This window comes from Rhodococcus sp. NPDC056743 (assembly GCF_042790355.1).
In the GTDB taxonomy this organism is placed as follows: Bacteria; Actinomycetota; Actinomycetes; order Mycobacteriales; family Mycobacteriaceae; genus Rhodococcus_F.
The window spans coordinates 81,851-97,237 of sequence record NZ_JBHTZI010000008.1 but is presented as its reverse complement, the minus strand read 5'-3'; the positions used below and the strand labels follow the sequence as shown (position 1 = coordinate 97,237).

15 protein-coding genes are annotated in these 15,387 nt (G+C 61.0%); 11 read left to right on the top strand and 4 right to left on the bottom strand.

Annotated elements, in window-relative coordinates; translation table 11 throughout:
• Window positions 1-12 precede the first annotated feature (12 nt).
• The 4 genes from dhaL to ACFRFQ_RS19200 are packed head-to-tail and all read left to right on the top strand — an operon-like array spanning window position 13 to window position 4,006.
• Window positions 13-642, top strand: a complete 630-nt coding sequence (gene dhaL / locus ACFRFQ_RS19215) for a dihydroxyacetone kinase subunit DhaL (RefSeq protein WP_378660879.1) — start codon at window positions 13-15, stop codon at window positions 640-642.
• Window positions 639-1,532 (top strand): 3-keto-5-aminohexanoate cleavage protein, encoded by an 894-nt coding sequence (locus ACFRFQ_RS19210; protein ID WP_378660878.1) that lies wholly within the window; start codon window positions 639-641, stop codon window positions 1,530-1,532. Before dhaL ends, ACFRFQ_RS19210 begins: the two co-directional genes overlap by 4 nt.
• Window positions 1,525-3,240: an IlvD/Edd family dehydratase gene (locus tag ACFRFQ_RS19205; RefSeq protein ID WP_378660876.1), complete on the top strand. Its 1,716-nt coding sequence runs from the start codon at window positions 1,525-1,527 to the stop codon at window positions 3,238-3,240. The genes ACFRFQ_RS19210 and ACFRFQ_RS19205 overlap by 8 nt, the downstream gene beginning before the upstream one ends.
• Window positions 3,224-4,006 (top strand): SDR family oxidoreductase, encoded by a 783-nt coding sequence (locus ACFRFQ_RS19200; RefSeq protein ID WP_378660873.1) that lies wholly within the window; start codon window positions 3,224-3,226, stop codon window positions 4,004-4,006. Before ACFRFQ_RS19205 ends, ACFRFQ_RS19200 begins: the two co-directional genes overlap by 17 nt.
• A 4-nt stretch (window positions 4,007-4,010) precedes the next feature.
• Here the strand turns inward: ACFRFQ_RS19200 and ACFRFQ_RS19195 are convergent, their stop codons facing one another.
• Both ACFRFQ_RS19195 and ACFRFQ_RS19190 read right to left on the bottom strand, forming a co-directional pair.
• Window positions 4,011-4,796: an IclR family transcriptional regulator gene (locus ACFRFQ_RS19195; RefSeq protein WP_378660870.1), complete on the bottom strand. Its 786-nt coding sequence runs from the start codon at window positions 4,794-4,796 to the stop codon at window positions 4,011-4,013.
• Between the two features lie 75 nt (window positions 4,797-4,871).
• A complete protein-coding gene (locus ACFRFQ_RS19190) occupies window positions 4,872-5,375 on the bottom strand; it encodes a GNAT family N-acetyltransferase (RefSeq protein WP_378660867.1) in 504 nt (167 codons plus the stop codon).
• A gap of 386 nt (window positions 5,376-5,761) precedes the next feature.
• Here ACFRFQ_RS19190 and ACFRFQ_RS19185 point away from each other — a divergent pair, with 386 nt between their 5' ends.
• Both ACFRFQ_RS19185 and ACFRFQ_RS19180 read left to right on the top strand, forming a co-directional pair.
• Window positions 5,762-6,697 carry an MBL fold metallo-hydrolase gene (locus ACFRFQ_RS19185; protein ID WP_378660864.1) on the top strand — a complete coding sequence of 312 codons (936 nt, stop codon included), beginning with the start codon at window positions 5,762-5,764 and terminating at the stop codon, window positions 6,695-6,697.
• A gap of 94 nt (window positions 6,698-6,791) precedes the next feature.
• Window positions 6,792-7,118 carry an amphi-Trp domain-containing protein gene (locus ACFRFQ_RS19180; protein WP_378660861.1) on the top strand — a complete coding sequence of 109 codons (327 nt, stop codon included), beginning with the start codon at window positions 6,792-6,794 and terminating at the stop codon, window positions 7,116-7,118.
• Between the two features lie 43 nt (window positions 7,119-7,161).
• Here ACFRFQ_RS19180 and ACFRFQ_RS19175 read toward each other — a convergent pair whose 3' ends face one another.
• A complete protein-coding gene (locus ACFRFQ_RS19175) occupies window positions 7,162-7,842 on the bottom strand; it encodes a TetR/AcrR family transcriptional regulator (RefSeq protein ID WP_378660859.1) in 681 nt (226 codons plus the stop codon).
• 381 nt (window positions 7,843-8,223) lie between these two features.
• Between ACFRFQ_RS19175 and ACFRFQ_RS19170 the strand changes: the two genes are divergently transcribed.
• From ACFRFQ_RS19170 to ACFRFQ_RS19150, 5 genes are all read left to right on the top strand, one after another.
• Window positions 8,224-9,033: a TauD/TfdA dioxygenase family protein gene (locus tag ACFRFQ_RS19170; RefSeq protein ID WP_378660857.1), complete on the top strand. Its 810-nt coding sequence runs from the start codon at window positions 8,224-8,226 to the stop codon at window positions 9,031-9,033.
• A gap of 119 nt (window positions 9,034-9,152) precedes the next feature.
• Window positions 9,153-10,718: an ABC transporter substrate-binding protein gene (locus ACFRFQ_RS19165; RefSeq protein WP_378660854.1), complete on the top strand. Its 1,566-nt coding sequence runs from the start codon at window positions 9,153-9,155 to the stop codon at window positions 10,716-10,718.
• Between the two features lie 6 nt (window positions 10,719-10,724).
• The gene (locus tag ACFRFQ_RS19160; RefSeq protein ID WP_378660851.1) at window positions 10,725-11,684 is read left to right on the top strand and encodes an ABC transporter permease; all 960 of its coding nucleotides are present in this window, start codon (window positions 10,725-10,727) and stop codon (window positions 11,682-11,684) included.
• A gap of 2 nt (window positions 11,685-11,686) precedes the next feature.
• Window positions 11,687-12,541 (top strand): ABC transporter permease, encoded by an 855-nt coding sequence (locus ACFRFQ_RS19155; protein WP_378661576.1) that lies wholly within the window; start codon window positions 11,687-11,689, stop codon window positions 12,539-12,541.
• 29 nt (window positions 12,542-12,570) lie between these two features.
• Complete coding sequence (locus ACFRFQ_RS19150) at window positions 12,571-14,211, top strand: ABC transporter ATP-binding protein (protein WP_378660848.1); 1,641 nt, start codon at window positions 12,571-12,573, stop codon at window positions 14,209-14,211.
• Here the strand turns inward: ACFRFQ_RS19150 and ACFRFQ_RS19145 are convergent.
• Complete coding sequence (locus ACFRFQ_RS19145) at window positions 14,208-15,095, bottom strand: LysR substrate-binding domain-containing protein (protein ID WP_378660845.1); 888 nt, start codon at window positions 15,093-15,095, stop codon at window positions 14,208-14,210. The genes ACFRFQ_RS19150 and ACFRFQ_RS19145 overlap by 4 nt on opposite strands.
• Window positions 15,096-15,387 lie beyond the last annotated feature (292 nt).

The following is a 15,387-nucleotide window of genomic DNA, read 5'->3' as shown; positions in this document are numbered from 1 at the left end:
AAGAGCTTCATGATGACAACGCTGAACGTCGGCGACACGCATGCTTGGATCAATCGATTTGCCGCCCAGGCCGAAGACCAGTTCGATGCCCTCACCGACCTGGACCGGCTCGTCGGTGACGGGGACTTCGGTATGAATCTGCGCTCCGGTCTCCGCGGCGCGGTGCGCCGGATCGACCTGGATCCGCCGTCTGACCCCGGTGGGATATTCGCTCGCGTGTCCGACGCTTTTCTCGACACCGGCGGCACTAGCGGACCACTGCTCGGGCTGTGGTTCGGCAGGATCGGAGCGATAACCGGAGATAGCGTCACCGCAGCAGATTTTGCGTCTGCCCTGACCGCGGCGACCTCGGCGGTTCAGCGCTTGGGCAATGCGCAGGTGGGTCACAAGACAATGGTCGACGCCATGGTTCCAGCCGCTGACGCGTTGTCGGATGCCGCAGCCTCCGGATCGACCGTCTTTGCTGCGCTGGACGCTGCCGCCGGTGCGGCGCAGCGCGGGGCACAGTCGACGCGCTCGATGCTCGCGCGGCGTGGACGCGCTACGTATGTGGGTGAACATGCCCGTGGTGTCGAAGATCCGGGTGCAGCGGCGATCGCGATGTTCTTTTCTGCGGCGCAGCGGGAAGGTGATCCGGCGTGAACGATCTCAGGGACAAGGTGATTGTGACGGTTGCCCCCACAGGCGGCTTTCTCACAGCGGCGGACAACCCGTATATCCCGACACAGCCCCAGCAGATTGCCGCGGACGTTGCGAGATGTCACAGCGCCGGCGCGAGTGTGGCGGCGCTGCACGCACGCAGACCGGACGATCAAGCGACGTGCGACGCTGCCATCTATCGCCACATGAACACGCTGGTCCGTGAACGCTGCGACATCGTGCTGAACAACTCGACCGGTGGTGGCGTCAACGGTGACATGGTGCGTACCCGCAGCGACGGAAGCCGCGTCGTCGACTGGGACGCGAGGCTGCAGGGCCTGTACGGCGGCGCCGACACCTGCACGCTGGATGCGATCACCGCGTATGTGACCTCACCGGTTGGTGAGGTGCTGATGGATACGCCGCCGAGTCGCGCAGCCGAACTTGCGTCCGCCATGCGCGCGCTGGGAATCACCCCGGAGTGGGAAGCGTTCAGCCCCACCCATCTGCTGCAGGAAATCCGTGACCTCACTGCCGGATATCCGGGGCCCCACCTCGTCAACCTGGTTCTCGGTCTCGATCACACTTTTCAGAATGCGATGCCGTACTCCCCGAAGAACCTGCAGGAGATGGTGGAGTACTTGCCGGAGAATTCCGTCTTCTCGGTGAGCATCAGTGGTAGCGATCAGATACGTGGACTCACCCATGCGCTCGTGCTCGGCGGACACGTACGGGTAGGGATCGAGGACTATCCATTTCTCGAGACCGGCGAGCCGGCCGAGAACGTCCGGTTGGTGGAAAACATAGTCGGGATCGTCGAGAGTCTCGGATTGCAACCGGCGACGCCGGACGAAGCCAGGGCCATACTCGGATTGGACCGCACTGATGGATAGAACACTACGATCACAGGATTGGTTCGGCGGCAACGATCTCAATGCCTTCATCCACAGGTCGTGGATGAAGAACCAGGGTATCCCCGACCGAATGTTCGACGGACGTCCGGTTATCGGAATCTGCAACACCTATTCAGAACTCACTCCGTGTAACGCCCATTTCCGGGACTTGGCGGAGCAGGTTCGCCTGGGAATCATCGAAGCTGGAGGATTCCCCGTCGAATTTCCGGTGATGTCGCTGGGAGAGACAATCATTCGACCGACGACGATGCTGTACCGCAACCTCGTGAGCATGGATGTGGAGGAATCGATTCGGGCAAACCCTATCGACGGCGTCGTATTACTCTGCGGCTGTGACAAGACCACTCCGGCGCTGGTGATGGGCGCCGCGAGTTGCGACCTTCCGACCATTGTCGTCTCCGGCGGGCCCATGCTCAACGGCCGTCATCAGGGTAAGACGGTGGGATCGGGGACGTCGGTATTCGAGATGAGTGAAGCCGTTCGAGCCGGTTGTATGAGCGAATGTGAGTTCAGGGCAGCAGAATCGGCGATGTCGCGGTCGCCGGGCCATTGCAACACGATGGGTACCGCCTCGACGATGGCATCGATCGTGGAGGCGCTGGGTCTGACTCTTCCGGGAAATGCGGCGATTCCCGCGGTGGACTCACGGCGGCGAGTCCTGGCGCGAGACAGCGGGGTTCGGATCGTGGAGATGGTGGCCGAGAATCTTACGATGTCCGCGGTCGTGGACCGACGGTCGCTGGAGAACGCGATCAGAGTCAACACGGCCATCGGCGGTTCCACCAACGCTGTGGTGCACTTACTTGCCATCGCGGGAAGGCTGGAGATACCACTGGAACTCGCTGACTTCGGTGAGCAGGGCCGAGACGTTCCGCTACTGGTCAACCTCATGCCTTCTGGCACATTCCTGATGGAAGACTTCTTCTACGCCGGCGGCATGCCTGCAGTGATCGCCGAACTCGGCGACGCACTTCACCGGGATGCACTGACAGTCACCGGTAAAACGCTGGGCGAGAACAATTCCGGTGAAGTCGTGTGGGACTCTGACGTCATCCGCAGCACGGAAGCTCCGCTGCGTGAGCAGGCGGGAATCGCAGTGTTGACGGGGAATCTCGCACCGAACGGTGCGGTGATCAAGCCGTCCGCCGCGTCACCTGAGTTGCTGAGTCATGTGGGGCGTGCAGTCGTCTTTCACGGAATGGACGACTTCACCGCACGTATCGACTCACCGGATCTCGACATCGAAGCCGATGACGTCATCGTTCTCACAGGTGCGGGACCGAAGGGATTCCCCGGGATGCCCGAGGTGGGCAACCTGCCGCTTCCACGGAAACTGCTGGAGCAGGGAGTACGAGACATGGTGAGGATCTCCGACGCGCGAATGAGCGGAACTGCATTCGGTGCCGTGGTGTTGCACGTTGCGCCGGAGGCGGCCGCGGGTGGACCGCTTGGCGCCGTCCGAGACGGTGACATGATCGAACTGGACGTTCCGCGCGGTGTGCTGCGCCTTCTCGTCGACGACGAGGAGTTGGCGCAACGACTTCTGGCGTTGCCGCTGCCCGCGACGAAGTTCACGAGCGGGTATCAGAGACTGTTCGTCGATCATGTGATGCAGGCTGACAGGGGAGTAGATTTCGACTTCCTCGTGGGGAAACGCGGAACGGAGGTCCATGGTGACAATCACTGAGCGGGCCGCTCGCGTTGTAGCTGAGCGGGCTGGTCGGGTTGTAGTGGTGACGGGTGCGGGATCGGGGCTCGGCCGCGCCATGGCCACGGGCCTACTCGATGCCGGACACCATGTCGTGTTGGTTGGCCGGAACAGTGGGAAGCTCGAAGCGGTAGCCGAAGGGTACGAGCGTGCGAATGTGCACTCCGCGGACGTCTCGTCGGCCGACTCGGTTCGCGAACTTTTCGCTGCGGTGTCGGCAAGATTCGGCAGACTCGATGTGCTGATCAACAATGCGGGGACTTTCGGGCCCTCGGGAAGCGTGGACGAGATCGATCCGGCTGCCTGGAACGAGACCGTCGCCGCCAACCTCACCGGCGTGTTTCTCTGTGCACGGGAGGCAGTTCGGATCATGAAGACTCAAGATCCTCGAGGCGGCCGCATCATCAACAACGGTTCGCTGTCCGCGCACACACCGAGACCGGCGAGCGCTGCTTACACGGCCACCAAACACGGCGTTTCCGGATTGACGAAGTCGATATCCCTCGACGGCCGCGAGTTCGATATCTGTTGCAGCCAAATCGATATCGGTAACGCCGCAACGGATATGACTGCGGGTGTCAGCCACTCGGCCCGGCAGGCTGACGGTACAACGAAGCCCGAACCGACTTTCGATCCGCGTCATGTGGCCGATACCGTTGTGCAGCTGATAGATCTGCCGTTGGATGTCAACATTCCGACGTTGACCATCATGGCCAACCGCATGCCGTACGTCGGACGTGGCTGAGACTTCAGCGTCGCTGCAGCACCGGCCGGACAACGGACTGTGCGTTCGACAGGTCACGTGAGATAGCGATTGCAGTGGTTCGCACGGCCGCATCGATCCGGGTCAGATTGATGCGGCCGGCCATTCCGGAGATGGAGATGGCGCCGAGAACGTCCTCGTCGGGACCGAAGATGGGTGCAGCTGCGCCGACAATTCGAGGAAGGGCTTCTTGGCGGTCGAAGGCAACGCCTCGTTTTCGGACCCGATCCAGTTCGCTGTGGAAGAGTTCGGGATCCGTGATGGTGTTCTCGGTGTGTGCTTTCAGGACACCGGGAATCGCGACGTCGGCTAGGTCGGTGAACGCCAATATTGCTTTGCCGGAACAACTTGCGTGTGCCGGCCATCGACCCCCGATCTGTTGTGGAAGGCGTGGACCGTCGTCGCCGCGGAAGACATCCAGGTACACCACGTCGAAACCGTCCAGGACCGCGAGGCCGACATTGTGCCCGGTTGCTTCACGAAGGGCCGAGAGGTGCCGCCGCGCTGCTTCACGGAGGTTGCGCTGCCGTGGAACGGATTCACCGATCTCGAACAGCAGCAGGCCGAGTCGGTAGTTGGTACCTTGTCGTTCGAGCAACCCGACGCGGACAAGATCGTCGACCATTCGATACACGGTCGTTTTTGCCATGCCGGTGCGACGGACCAGCGCTGCAGCGCTGAGAACGCCTGAGCTGTCACGGAATGTCTTCAAGATCTCGGTGGATCGACCGATCGCTGAAATCTCGCCATCGGTCCGATGAATGGGACTCACTCTGAGTATTCTGTCCGGCTGGCGACGGATTGTCGAGCGGCTGTTGGACAGGCGAAACCATCAGCGAGAGGCGCGCTACCCGAAGACCTTTTCGAAACAGTTCGAAAACGGCATTACTTCGTAAGGAGAGAAGATCGGTATCCGCGAATATCCGCTCTTTTCATACAATCTGACTGCGTCGGGTTGACGGTCCCCGGTCTGGAGAATCAGGCGTGGCCGCCCAGCCTTCCGGGCTGCACACTCGACCGCGTCCAAGAGGAGAGTGGATACTCCGCATCCGCGATGTGAGGGGCTGACGTACATCCGCTTCAATTCCAGATCCGCGCCGTTCCAACGAAGAGTGGCATGACCCACCGCTTGTGGTTCGACGGTTTCGCTGTCACTGGCATACACCACCACAGTCAGGTGAACTGATTGTGGGTCAACCGAATTTGCAGCGGCACGGTCGACGTCGGATACGCGATCGGAGTACCGCGGTCCCACTTCGGCAGCCATTGCGCCGCGTAGTGCCTCGGCATCAGGATCGGACCACGGCACCTCGCGAATATGCAGGGACGAAGTCTCGATGTCTTGTGTCATACGTGGTGTCCATCCGAAAATTTGAGGCAGGTGCGAGTTCGAACATCCTGACGCAGGGGTGTGGAATCAGTTCGACACGAATAGTATCCACAAGTGAAACTCTGCGGCGGCCGGACGCCCGGAGGCTGAGGTCCCGGTGCCTACCCGAGGAAGATGGGACCGGCGAGAATTGACAGCTCGATGACCGATGAATCCTGGAATCGGACCCAAGCGGATTCATTCGGATCCGAACGATTGCAACTCGTCTCGCATGAGCGTGTGCCCGTGTGATGGGGAATAGGTCCGATGATCGGGAATTGATGGTTGGGGCCGCAGTGGTGTGCGGTCAGTATTTTGTACGGTGCGCATTACACTGATGTGCCCGAGTGAGTCGAAGGGCAAGGCGGATGAGTTTCGGCATCGACATCGGATCAGCGCACGTAACACAACTGACAGAATTGGCGTACTGGCCGTTTCCGGCGCGCGATCTGTTTCCGTTGATCAGCGAGGCTGAGATCGACGCTGCATCCGGTCTCTTGGCGGAGCCGTTCGTGGACAGGCGCAGTGGGGATCTCGTGCTCGCGATCCACACCTACGTCGTGGAAATCGGCGGTAAGACGATTGTTGTGGACACCGGAAATGGCAACGACAAGAATCGGCCGAATCTATTGCCGCACCACATGTTCGATACCGATTACCTCACGCGTTTTGCGGCCACCGGAATCGACATCGACACTGTCGATCTTGTCATCAGCACCCATCTGCACCCCGATCACTGCGGTTGGAACACCACACTCGACTCGGGTGTATGGAAACCGACATTCCCAGGTGCCACATACGTTTTCGGGCGCATCGAACTCGAAGGACTCCAGCAGCTCGCCGCATCAGGTGCCGACGAAGGGGTGGTCTCCGACCTGGTGAAGACCTTCGAGGACAGCGTTCGTCCGGTGCTCGACGCGGCGGCATGGGTGTCCGTCGACGACGGCCATATTCTGGTGGAGCACGAAGAGACGACTGTTGTGGTGCGGGTTGCGCCGGGGCATACCGGCGGGCATCTCACGGTGGAGATCCTGACTCCCGATGGCGGCGCGGTCATCTCGGGTGATGTCATTCACCATCCCATCCAGTTTCTGTACCCGGACCTGTGCCAAGCCGGCGACGCTGATCCAGCTGTGTCGTTGCGTACCCGCACCGAGTTGCTCGATCGGTGTGCGCGCGAAGGAATCCTGCTGCTACCAGCGCACTTTCCGCTCGATGAACCGATCGCAGTCGGATTCAACGCAATCGGAGTGCCCGAGGCAGCATCTGTTCTTGCTGTGAGGGAACCTGCAGACGGCGTGTGACGGCAGCGTTGACGTCGGTTTTCCGGTTCGGGCCGGGTACTGCTGCGCCAGCAGCTACGGTGAAGAGACACTGTGCCGAGGTCAGGAGTCCGTCGTGCCCAAGTTGGAGATCAAGCGGAAATCCGAGCTGTCCCGGAAAGAGGTCTCCGAGCGGCTCATTGCGCTCGGACATGCCCTTGCGAGTGGTTCGGAGGTGGAGCTGGGCTCGGAGGGCGACTCTATTGAAATCGTCGTCGCCAATCGGGTCCGGTGGGAGTTCGAGATCGAGGTCGACGGAGACGAGACCGAGATCGAGATCGAGATCAGTTGGCGAGACGATCCGTCCGGTGACGCGAAGGTCGAGGCGCAAACGAAACCGGCGACCCCGCCTCCGGCCAAAACTGCGCGTCGTGGCCGGCCGCGCAAGAACCCCACCACCTGATCGGCATACAGCGCCAGGCGAACCGCTAGCCGACCGAGCTCCGTCAGCGTTTCGACGGAGTCGGGTTCAGCCGGGCGTCCTTTTGGGCCTCGAGAGTTTCCTGGGACACGGGGGCTTGTAGTAGTGCTTCCCAACCGTCGATCAGGGCGCACAGTTGCGCATGGCTGGGGCGCGTGCCTTGTCGGTCGTAGCCCGCCAACACCCGAAGATAGCTTGTGTACACGATCTGGATGCGTTGCGCTCGAACGTCTTCGGAGAATTCGGCCAGGCTGTCATTGAGGCTCTGGTTGACGGCGGATCCACTTGTTGTCACAGTCGGGTCTGCGGTGGTGAAGACGCGACCGAGGATAGCCGTCTCCATCAGTCGATCGAGTAGCGCCACGTAGTGGTTGTCCGGGCCGATGCTGTTGGCCAAGGGTTGTACGATTGCCCACAACGCCTCACGCGTGGTCAGATTCGCACCCTGTGAGCTTGTCCGGAGCATCATTGCTTCCCTGTCCGCATTGATAGCGGGTAGGCGATGAGCGAATATCGCGTGAAGCAAATTTTCCTTCGAGCCGAAGTAGTAGGCGATTACCGATGCATTCTGCTGGCCTGCCGCAGTGCGGATGTCGGAGACGGAGACGCCCTCGTACCCGCTGAGTGCAAAGAGTCGCTCCGCGGTTTCGATGAGTTGTACGCGTGTCTGTTCTCCCGCGCGGTATCGGCCACGTTTTGAGGTCACACTCATCGACCCTACCGGCGACTGTGTTGCTGCCTGACCCGTCAGGGGGACTTCCCGCGGCCATCAGGGTGTCGCCTCGCCGTCAATACTTTTGCGCTGGGGGATCGAATGTGGCGGGACGGCATGAGCATTGGCGAATTCCGGTGCCCGAACATCGGAAGACTCAGTAGCGGCGGTGAAACCGATTGCGCTGCTGGGGTTGTGGGTCGTGTCAGAGGCGAGCGACCTGGCAAGGCTGGTGGGTGCGTGAATATACGGGTCAAGAAACCGTTCGTCAATGCTTAAATCATCGAAATTTTAACGATGCTCAAAATAATAAAAGTTGATTACTTTGAACGCAGTCCAATTTGCACACACCCGCACACGTTTCGAGGAAGATTGATGACCGCAATCGCAGAACCCACGACAACTACAATCGTGCCCCTCGCCGGCAAGATCGGCGCCGAAGTGCGGGGACTCCGGGTGGACTCTCTGACGGACGCCGACGTTCGGCTGATCAAGGACGCGCTGTACCGCTACGGCGTGCTCTTCTTTCAGGAACAGGGCCTCGATCCGGCAATCCACCGGGCGTTCGCGCAGCACTTCGGCGAGGTAGTTCTTCCGCACGAGCACCTGTCGAACCTCGGCGACGACGGCTACCGCGAGATCAGCGTGATCGGCACCGAGAACGGAAGCGCGTACCAGGCCAATCGCTGGCACTGCGACGTTTCGTGGCGTGATGCTCCGTCCAGGTTCAGCATTCTGCACATGCAGGTTCTTCCGGAGTTCGGCGGCGACACCATGTGGTCCAACCAGTCCGAGGCACTCGACGCTCTGTCGGCGCCGTTGCGTGAACTCCTGTACGGCTTGACCGCTAAGCACCGCATCGCACCGAGGGAGAATGTTCCCGAAGCCGATCACCCGTTGGTGATCCGGCATCCCGAGACCGGGCGCGAAGCACTCTTCATCAACGACCTGTTCACCAGCTACATCAACGAACTCGACGCGGACGAGAGTGCTGCGATCCTGGGCGTACTCAAGGCAGTGTCGATCCGGCCGGAATTCACAGTCCGCCGCCAGTGGACCGTTGGCGAAATCGCTATCTGGGACAACCATTTCGTCCAGCACAATGCGATCTACGACTACGCGGATCAGCCGCGCCGTATCCATCGCATCGAGGCTGCTCCCGAAGCTCCCATCCCCGCTCGCTGACGCTGAAGTCGCCGCGCGTCTCTCCCCGCCGCTCGCGAACCATCGTCCGTGAGCAGCATGATCTTTCATCCCGATCACCAGCAGCACTCGCCCTGCCGGGCCCCTCGAAAGGTTTCTCCGTGAACAGCCGCTCCATCCTCAGACGTCCCTCCCTGCGGGGGCTGGTCGCCGTTGCTCTCTTCGGTGCGCTCACCGTGACGGGATGTAGCTCGGCCGTGGATCAGGCCGGCGCGGGAACGGAGGTTGTCGAGGGCGGCATCTTGCGGATCGGCGACAGCGGGGATCTGACCCCGGCCTCGTTCTTCTCGGGCGTTCCGGTGAATGCCGCGCTCTCCGGACTCGTCTACGACACGCTGATTACCTATCCGGCGGGAAGCCTCGACCCGCAGCCTGCGCTTGCCGAATCGTGGCAGGTGTCCGAAGACGGGTTGACGATCACGCTCACGCTGCGGCCCGACGTCACGTTCCACGACGGACGCCCGATGACGTCGGACGATGTGCAGTTCAGCCTCGAAACCTACGCGGACCCAGCCCGTTCCGGCCAGCTCGCACGAACTGCGCAGCTGATCACCAACTACAACAGGCCTGATGATCACACGATTGTGCTCACACTCGCGCATTCGGCCGGCAACTTTTTCGATCTGCTCGATGTCGTGCCCGTCATCGACCGCAACACCATGGCCGACTTCGATTCGGGTAAGGCATACAACGGAACCGGAGCTTTCACCTTCGCGAACTGGCAACCCGGCACCGGAATGACCTTCGAGGCCTACGAGCAGTACTGGGACGGCGCACCTAACCTCGACGGCGTCGAGTACGTCATTGTTCCCGATGCCCAGACGCGGGTGTCGCAACTTCGGTCGGGGCAGCTGGATCTGCTGCTCAACACTGCTCCGCGTGATGCCGATATGCTCGCCGCCGACCCCAACTTCGAGGTCGTCGATCAGACCGGTGTGCTGCGCACGTGGTACATCGGTGCGAATGTGCAGGCCCCGGGTCTGGGTGATGTTCGCGTCCGCCAGGCAATCGCTCAGGCTGTGGATCGCGAACGGCTACTCGACGACGTGAATCAAGGGCATGGCACATCCGACAACCTGCCGTGGCCGGAGTACTCGCCGGCGTTCGATGCAAGCCTGAACTCCACGTACAACCATGACGTCGACAAGGCGAAGGCACTCGTCGCCGAGGTTGGCGACATCCCGGTCATTCCGATCAGCTACACCGCGGGATCGAGCGAGTCGGAATCCATCGCGCAGATCATTCAAGCGGACCTTGCCGCAGTCGGTATCACGACGGTCATCGAACCGATCGATGCTGCGACGTCGGTGAAGAATCTGATCGGCGGAACGTATGGCGGGCTCTGGATCACCTCGCATGTATTCGCGCAATACACGCCCTCGACGCTGCCGACCAGCGCCTATCCGTTCAATGCCTACAAGAACACGTCGAATTTCATCGATGCGGACTACCAGGCTGCCACCGAAGCGGTGTGGCGAATCACCGATCCGAAGAGTCCGGAAGCTCTTGCGGCCTACCAGGTTCTGAACCACGAACTGCTCGACAATGCCGTGGTGATCGGACTGCTCAATGCAGACAATACGCTCGCGATGTCCGCAGCTGTCCACGACGTGGACTGGTCGAAGAGGGCGGAACTCGATCTGAGCAATGCCTATCTGAGCGAGTGATCGGCCATGCTCTCGTATGCACTTCGCCGCCTGCCCTCGGCCTTACTGGTTCTGGCAGTCGGCTCGATAGTGATCTTCACTCTGTTGCGACTGGTGCCTGGTGACCCAGCCAGTGTGTTGGCCGGTCCGGATGCCACTCCGCAGGCTCTGGAAGCACTGCGTGACGAGTTGGGGCTGAACGGTTCCCCACTGGTCCAGTACTTTTCGTGGATCGGCGGAATTCTGACCTTCGACCTCGGTCGGTCGTTGATTCTCGGTGGCGAGATCTCCGCGCTGATGCTCGATGCGCTTGGTAATACCGTGCTCCTCTCGATCACCGCCTTGATTTTCGCGGTTGCTGTTGCCCTCGGTTTGAGTACGGTGTCGGTCATCATCGATCGGCGGTGGCTCAACAGCATCGTGACAGCGTTCGGTACTGTCGCCGTCGCGATCCCGAACTTCGTGACGGGAGCGCTCCTGGTGGTGTTGTTCGGTGTGGTCTGGGCGGTCTTGCCGGCCGGTGGAATTCCCCGCAAAGGTTTTCTGGACGACCCGGGCATCACGGTGCAGTATCTGATCCTTCCCGCGATATGTCTCGGGCTTCCGATTGCGGCGGCGCTGACCCGGTTTCTCACCGAGTCGCTTCGCAGTCAACTCGCCGAGTCGTACGTCACAACGGCTCGAGCCCTGGGTATTACGCGTCGACGGATCATTCTGACTCAAGTGCTGCCCAACGCGCTGCCGTCGACCGTGACGGTATTGGGGATGCAGATCGGTCATCTCCTCGGTGGCGCGGTACTCGTCGAGGCGATCTTTGCCTGGCCAGGCCTCGGAAACCTCATCGAGCGTGCGATCTCGAGCCGGGATTACCCGGTGGTCCAGGTAATGCTGTTGTTCTCCGTGGTTCTTTTTGTTTTCGTTCAGCTCGCCACGGATCTCGTCAACGCGTGGCTCGACCCTCGAATTCGATTGGGGAGTCGGTCATGACCATGTCCCTCGAGAAGTCTGCCGACGGTACCGGCGCCGATCGGGACGACCGCTGGTCTGCGCTGCGAAGCGGTCGCGGACTGATCGGCGCCGCGTTGGTCGGGGCAGTTGTCCTTGCCGGACTGCTCGCGCCGTGGCTCGCTCCGTTCGCACCGGACGAACAGATACGTGGGGCGACTCTGCTCGGCCCGAGCAGTGATCATTGGTTCGGTACGGATTCGGTTGGCCGCGATGTGTTTTCGCGGACGCTGTACGGTATTCGCATCGACCTGCTGGTGATCTTCGTAGCTGTCCCGGTGGGAGCTGTGATCGGCTCGTTCCTCGGTCTGGCCGCATCGCGCGCCGCCTGGCTCGATACCGTGCTTCAACGCTCTTTCGACCTGATTCTCGCATTCCCGACCATCGTTCTCGCTATCGCATTGACGATGGTTATCGGCCCCGGAATCGTGACGATCTCGGTTGTTATCGTGCTCGCCGAAATCCCGGTGTTGGGCAGGCTGATGCGAACGTCGGTGCTGACTGTGCGCGAGCTGCCGTACGTCGAATCGGCCCGGACTTTGGGTGCGGGTGAAGGTTGGATCCTACGACGCCACGTTCTGCCCAATTGCCTTGAACCACTTACCGTTCAACTCGCGCTGGCGATGTCGGTCGGTGTGTTCGTCGAAGGCGCGATGAGCTTCCTCGGGCTCGGTGTCATTCCGCCGATGCCGTCGCTCGGTTCACTCATCAAGGAGGGAACCCAGAATGCCTATCACTCGCCGTTCTTTGTTTTCGGTCCCCTTCTGGTCGTTGTTGTTCTGGTCCTCGGACTGCTCCTGATTTCGCAAGCGCTGGCCGCCAGGTCTCGGCGCCGGTAACTACTCTTCTTCCGAACAAGGACACCCTCGTGCGAACTGCTCTCCTTTCCGTCCGCGACCTGCATATTGCCTTCGGGCAGCAGCCTCCCGCCGTCAACGATGTCACTCTCGAGGTGTGCCGGGGCGAGGTCGTCGCCCTCGTGGGGGAGTCCGGTTCGGGTAAGTCGATGACGGCCCGCGCGATCCTCGGTCTACTCCCTGACGGAGCCGAGGCGCGCGGTTCGATCGACCTGGACGGCACATCCGTACTCGATGCGACCGAGGGCGAATTGAATCAGTTGCGTGGCTCCACAGTCGCGCTGATTTTTCAGGAACCGCAGAGCGCGCTCAATCCCGTCCGTCGTGTCGGATGGCAGATCAAAGAAGCGATTCGCGCGCATCGCACAGTCACATCCCGTGATGCTCGCGCCCGCGCAATCGAGCTTCTCGAGCAGGTGGAGATTCCGGATCCACAGCGCCGCGTCGATTACTTTCCGCATCAACTCTCCGGCGGGCAGAAGCAGCGGGTTGCGATCGCGTTGGCGCTGGCCAACGAGCCCGATCTACTGATCGCCGATGAACCGACCACCGCGCTCGATGTCACCGTGCAAGCCGAGATCCTGGCACTGCTCGACAGGATCCGTCAGCGGACCGGAATGGGAATTCTGCTCATCACTCACAACATGGGAGTTGTTGCGCAACATGCAGATCGAGTGATCGTACTCCGGGATGGTGAAGTTGCCGAGGTGGGGGACACGCACGCACTGTTCGCAGCGCCGACCCACCCGTACACCCGCCGACTGCTGGCTGCAGTGCCGCGCCTTCCCGAGGAGGCGGCTCCGGTTCCGGTTTCGGTTCCGGTGGAGTCGACCGAGGATACTGTGCTCGAATTCTTGAGCGCCACAGTGCAGTTCCCGGCCAGACATGGCAGTCCTGCCTTCCTGGCAGTTGACGACGTGAGCCTTACGGTCCGCCGGGGCGAGGTCCTCGGTCTTGTCGGTGAGTCGGGTTCCGGAAAGACCACGCTCGGCCGCGTTGCTGCCGGCTTGGTGCCGTTGGCGGCTGGACGTGTTCTGTTCGGTGACCACGATCTTGCTGAAACACCGCCCCGGCAGCTGCAGGAACTACGCCGTGATCTCGCATTTGTTCACCAGGACCCCGCCGCCTCCCTCGACCCGAAACTGACGATCGCAGCAACCATCCGTGAGCCGTTCGACGTCCACAAGATAGGTACGGCAGGGGAAAGGCGCAGTCGAGTCCTCGAACTACTCGACGCCGTGCGGTTGCCCAATGCATTGGCAGATCGTTTCCCCCACCAACTCTCCGGTGGTCAGCGGCAGCGAGTTGCCCTTGCTCGCGCACTGGCACTGACGCCCAAGCTGGTGATCGCGGACGAACCGACCAGCGCGCTCGACGTATCGGTGCAAGCCGAAGTGTTGGAATTATTCACCGAGGTGCAGCGTGAGCTCGGGTTTGCGTGTCTGTTCATCAGCCACGACCTTGCCGTTGTCCACCAGGTGGCGGACCGGGTTGCTGTGCTGCGGTCTGGCTCCGTGGTTGAGATCGGTACCGTCGACGCGGTCTTCACCGCACCACGCGATGCCTACACCCGGGCCTTGATCGACGCTGTTCCGGTTCCTGACCCCTCGCATATCCGGGACCGCTCGACTGACTTGGTCTCGCTCGACTAGACGCGTACCGAGACGCTTGCATGAAGGCAACGGAGAAATTCTGTGACAACGACGGAATCTTCACCGGCACGCGTGGCTACCATCAGAGACGTGCTCGGAGCGCCGTCGATGGGCAAGATGACGATGTCAGGGGTCTGCACCCGTGACACCGATGCAGGGAGTATCGATATCCCGACCCCGGCGGACACCAGGCCTACCACTGTTTCGTGATGGATCGCTTCTTGGACAACGTTCAGTTCGACGGTATAGGCGCGCAACATGTCCCACACTTGACCGACGAATCCCGGCATCATCTCGCGTGGAAACAGTACGAGTCTCTCGTGTGCGAGTTGGGCGGGCGCAACCGATCGTAGATTCGCCAGCGAATGCTCCTTGGGAATTACTGCGACCATTTGTTCTGCGAGCAGCGGTTCGATGTTGATGTCGTCCTCGGCTGTGGCTGTCCGGACAAGGCCGACATCGAGGGAATTAGTGCGCAAGGCTTCGAGTTGTTCTCGGGTGGTCAGGGGATCCAGTTTCACCTCCACTGAAGGGCGTTCGTCCCGGAATCGTCGTACGGCACGGGGCAGGATGGTGACGCTGGCAGAGCTGACGAAGCCGACTCGCACGCGGCCTCGTTTCCCGGCGCCGAACTCCGCAGCCTCGATGACGGCGTCCTGGAGTGTCGCGAGCAGCACGGTCACTCGTTCCTGAAATGCCTCTCCGGCCGGCGTCAAACTAACCCGTCGCGTCGATCGATCGAACAATCGTGTACCGATCTCCGACTCGAGCTCGCGAATATGCACGCTGAGCGGAGGTTGTGAGATGTGTAGGCGTGCAGCGGCTTTGCCGAAGTGCAGCGCTTCTGCGACTGCGATGAAGTAGCGCAGATGTCGAAGTTCCATAGAAGCATTATTCCGGATCTGGTATCAATTACCGCTATTTAAGTATTGGACTGCGAACAATTAGTGCGATGTACTGAATCAACGAACGAAGTTCCACTACTCCGACCCTGATACCACTACTCCGGGCACAAAGCTTTCCAATTACGTGACGTTGTCGCTTCTTTCGGCTCCGGCGGTGCGAATGACGCCCTGACCGCTGGTGTACGAACCGTCGTGGACTTGCGATGATTCTGCGCCCAGAGATTGTCGTCGTGAGTGTTGTCCAGGCGCCGTCGTCGCCGAACCCGCATCG

Excerpts from the sequence above, each read along its gene's own strand:
- dhaL (WP_378660879.1), top strand. The coding sequence starts at position 13 with ATGACAACGCTGAACGTCGGCGACACGCATGCTTGGATCAATCGATTT.
- ACFRFQ_RS19205 (WP_378660876.1), top strand. The coding sequence starts at position 1,525 with ATGGATAGAACACTACGATCACAGGATTGGTTCGGCGGCAACGATCTC.
- ACFRFQ_RS19200 (WP_378660873.1), top strand. The coding sequence starts at position 3,224 with ATGGTGACAATCACTGAGCGGGCCGCTCGCGTTGTAGCTGAGCGGGCT.
- ACFRFQ_RS19190 (WP_378660867.1), bottom strand. The coding sequence starts at position 5,375 with ATGACACAAGACATCGAGACTTCGTCCCTGCATATTCGCGAGGTGCCG.
- ACFRFQ_RS19185 (WP_378660864.1), top strand. The coding sequence starts at position 5,762 with ATGAGTTTCGGCATCGACATCGGATCAGCGCACGTAACACAACTGACA.
- ACFRFQ_RS19170 (WP_378660857.1), top strand. The coding sequence starts at position 8,224 with ATGACCGCAATCGCAGAACCCACGACAACTACAATCGTGCCCCTCGCC.
- ACFRFQ_RS19160 (WP_378660851.1), top strand. The coding sequence starts at position 10,725 with ATGCTCTCGTATGCACTTCGCCGCCTGCCCTCGGCCTTACTGGTTCTG.
- ACFRFQ_RS19155 (WP_378661576.1), top strand. The coding sequence starts at position 11,687 with ATGTCCCTCGAGAAGTCTGCCGACGGTACCGGCGCCGATCGGGACGAC.
- ACFRFQ_RS19145 (WP_378660845.1), bottom strand. The coding sequence starts at position 15,095 with ATGGAACTTCGACATCTGCGCTACTTCATCGCAGTCGCAGAAGCGCTG.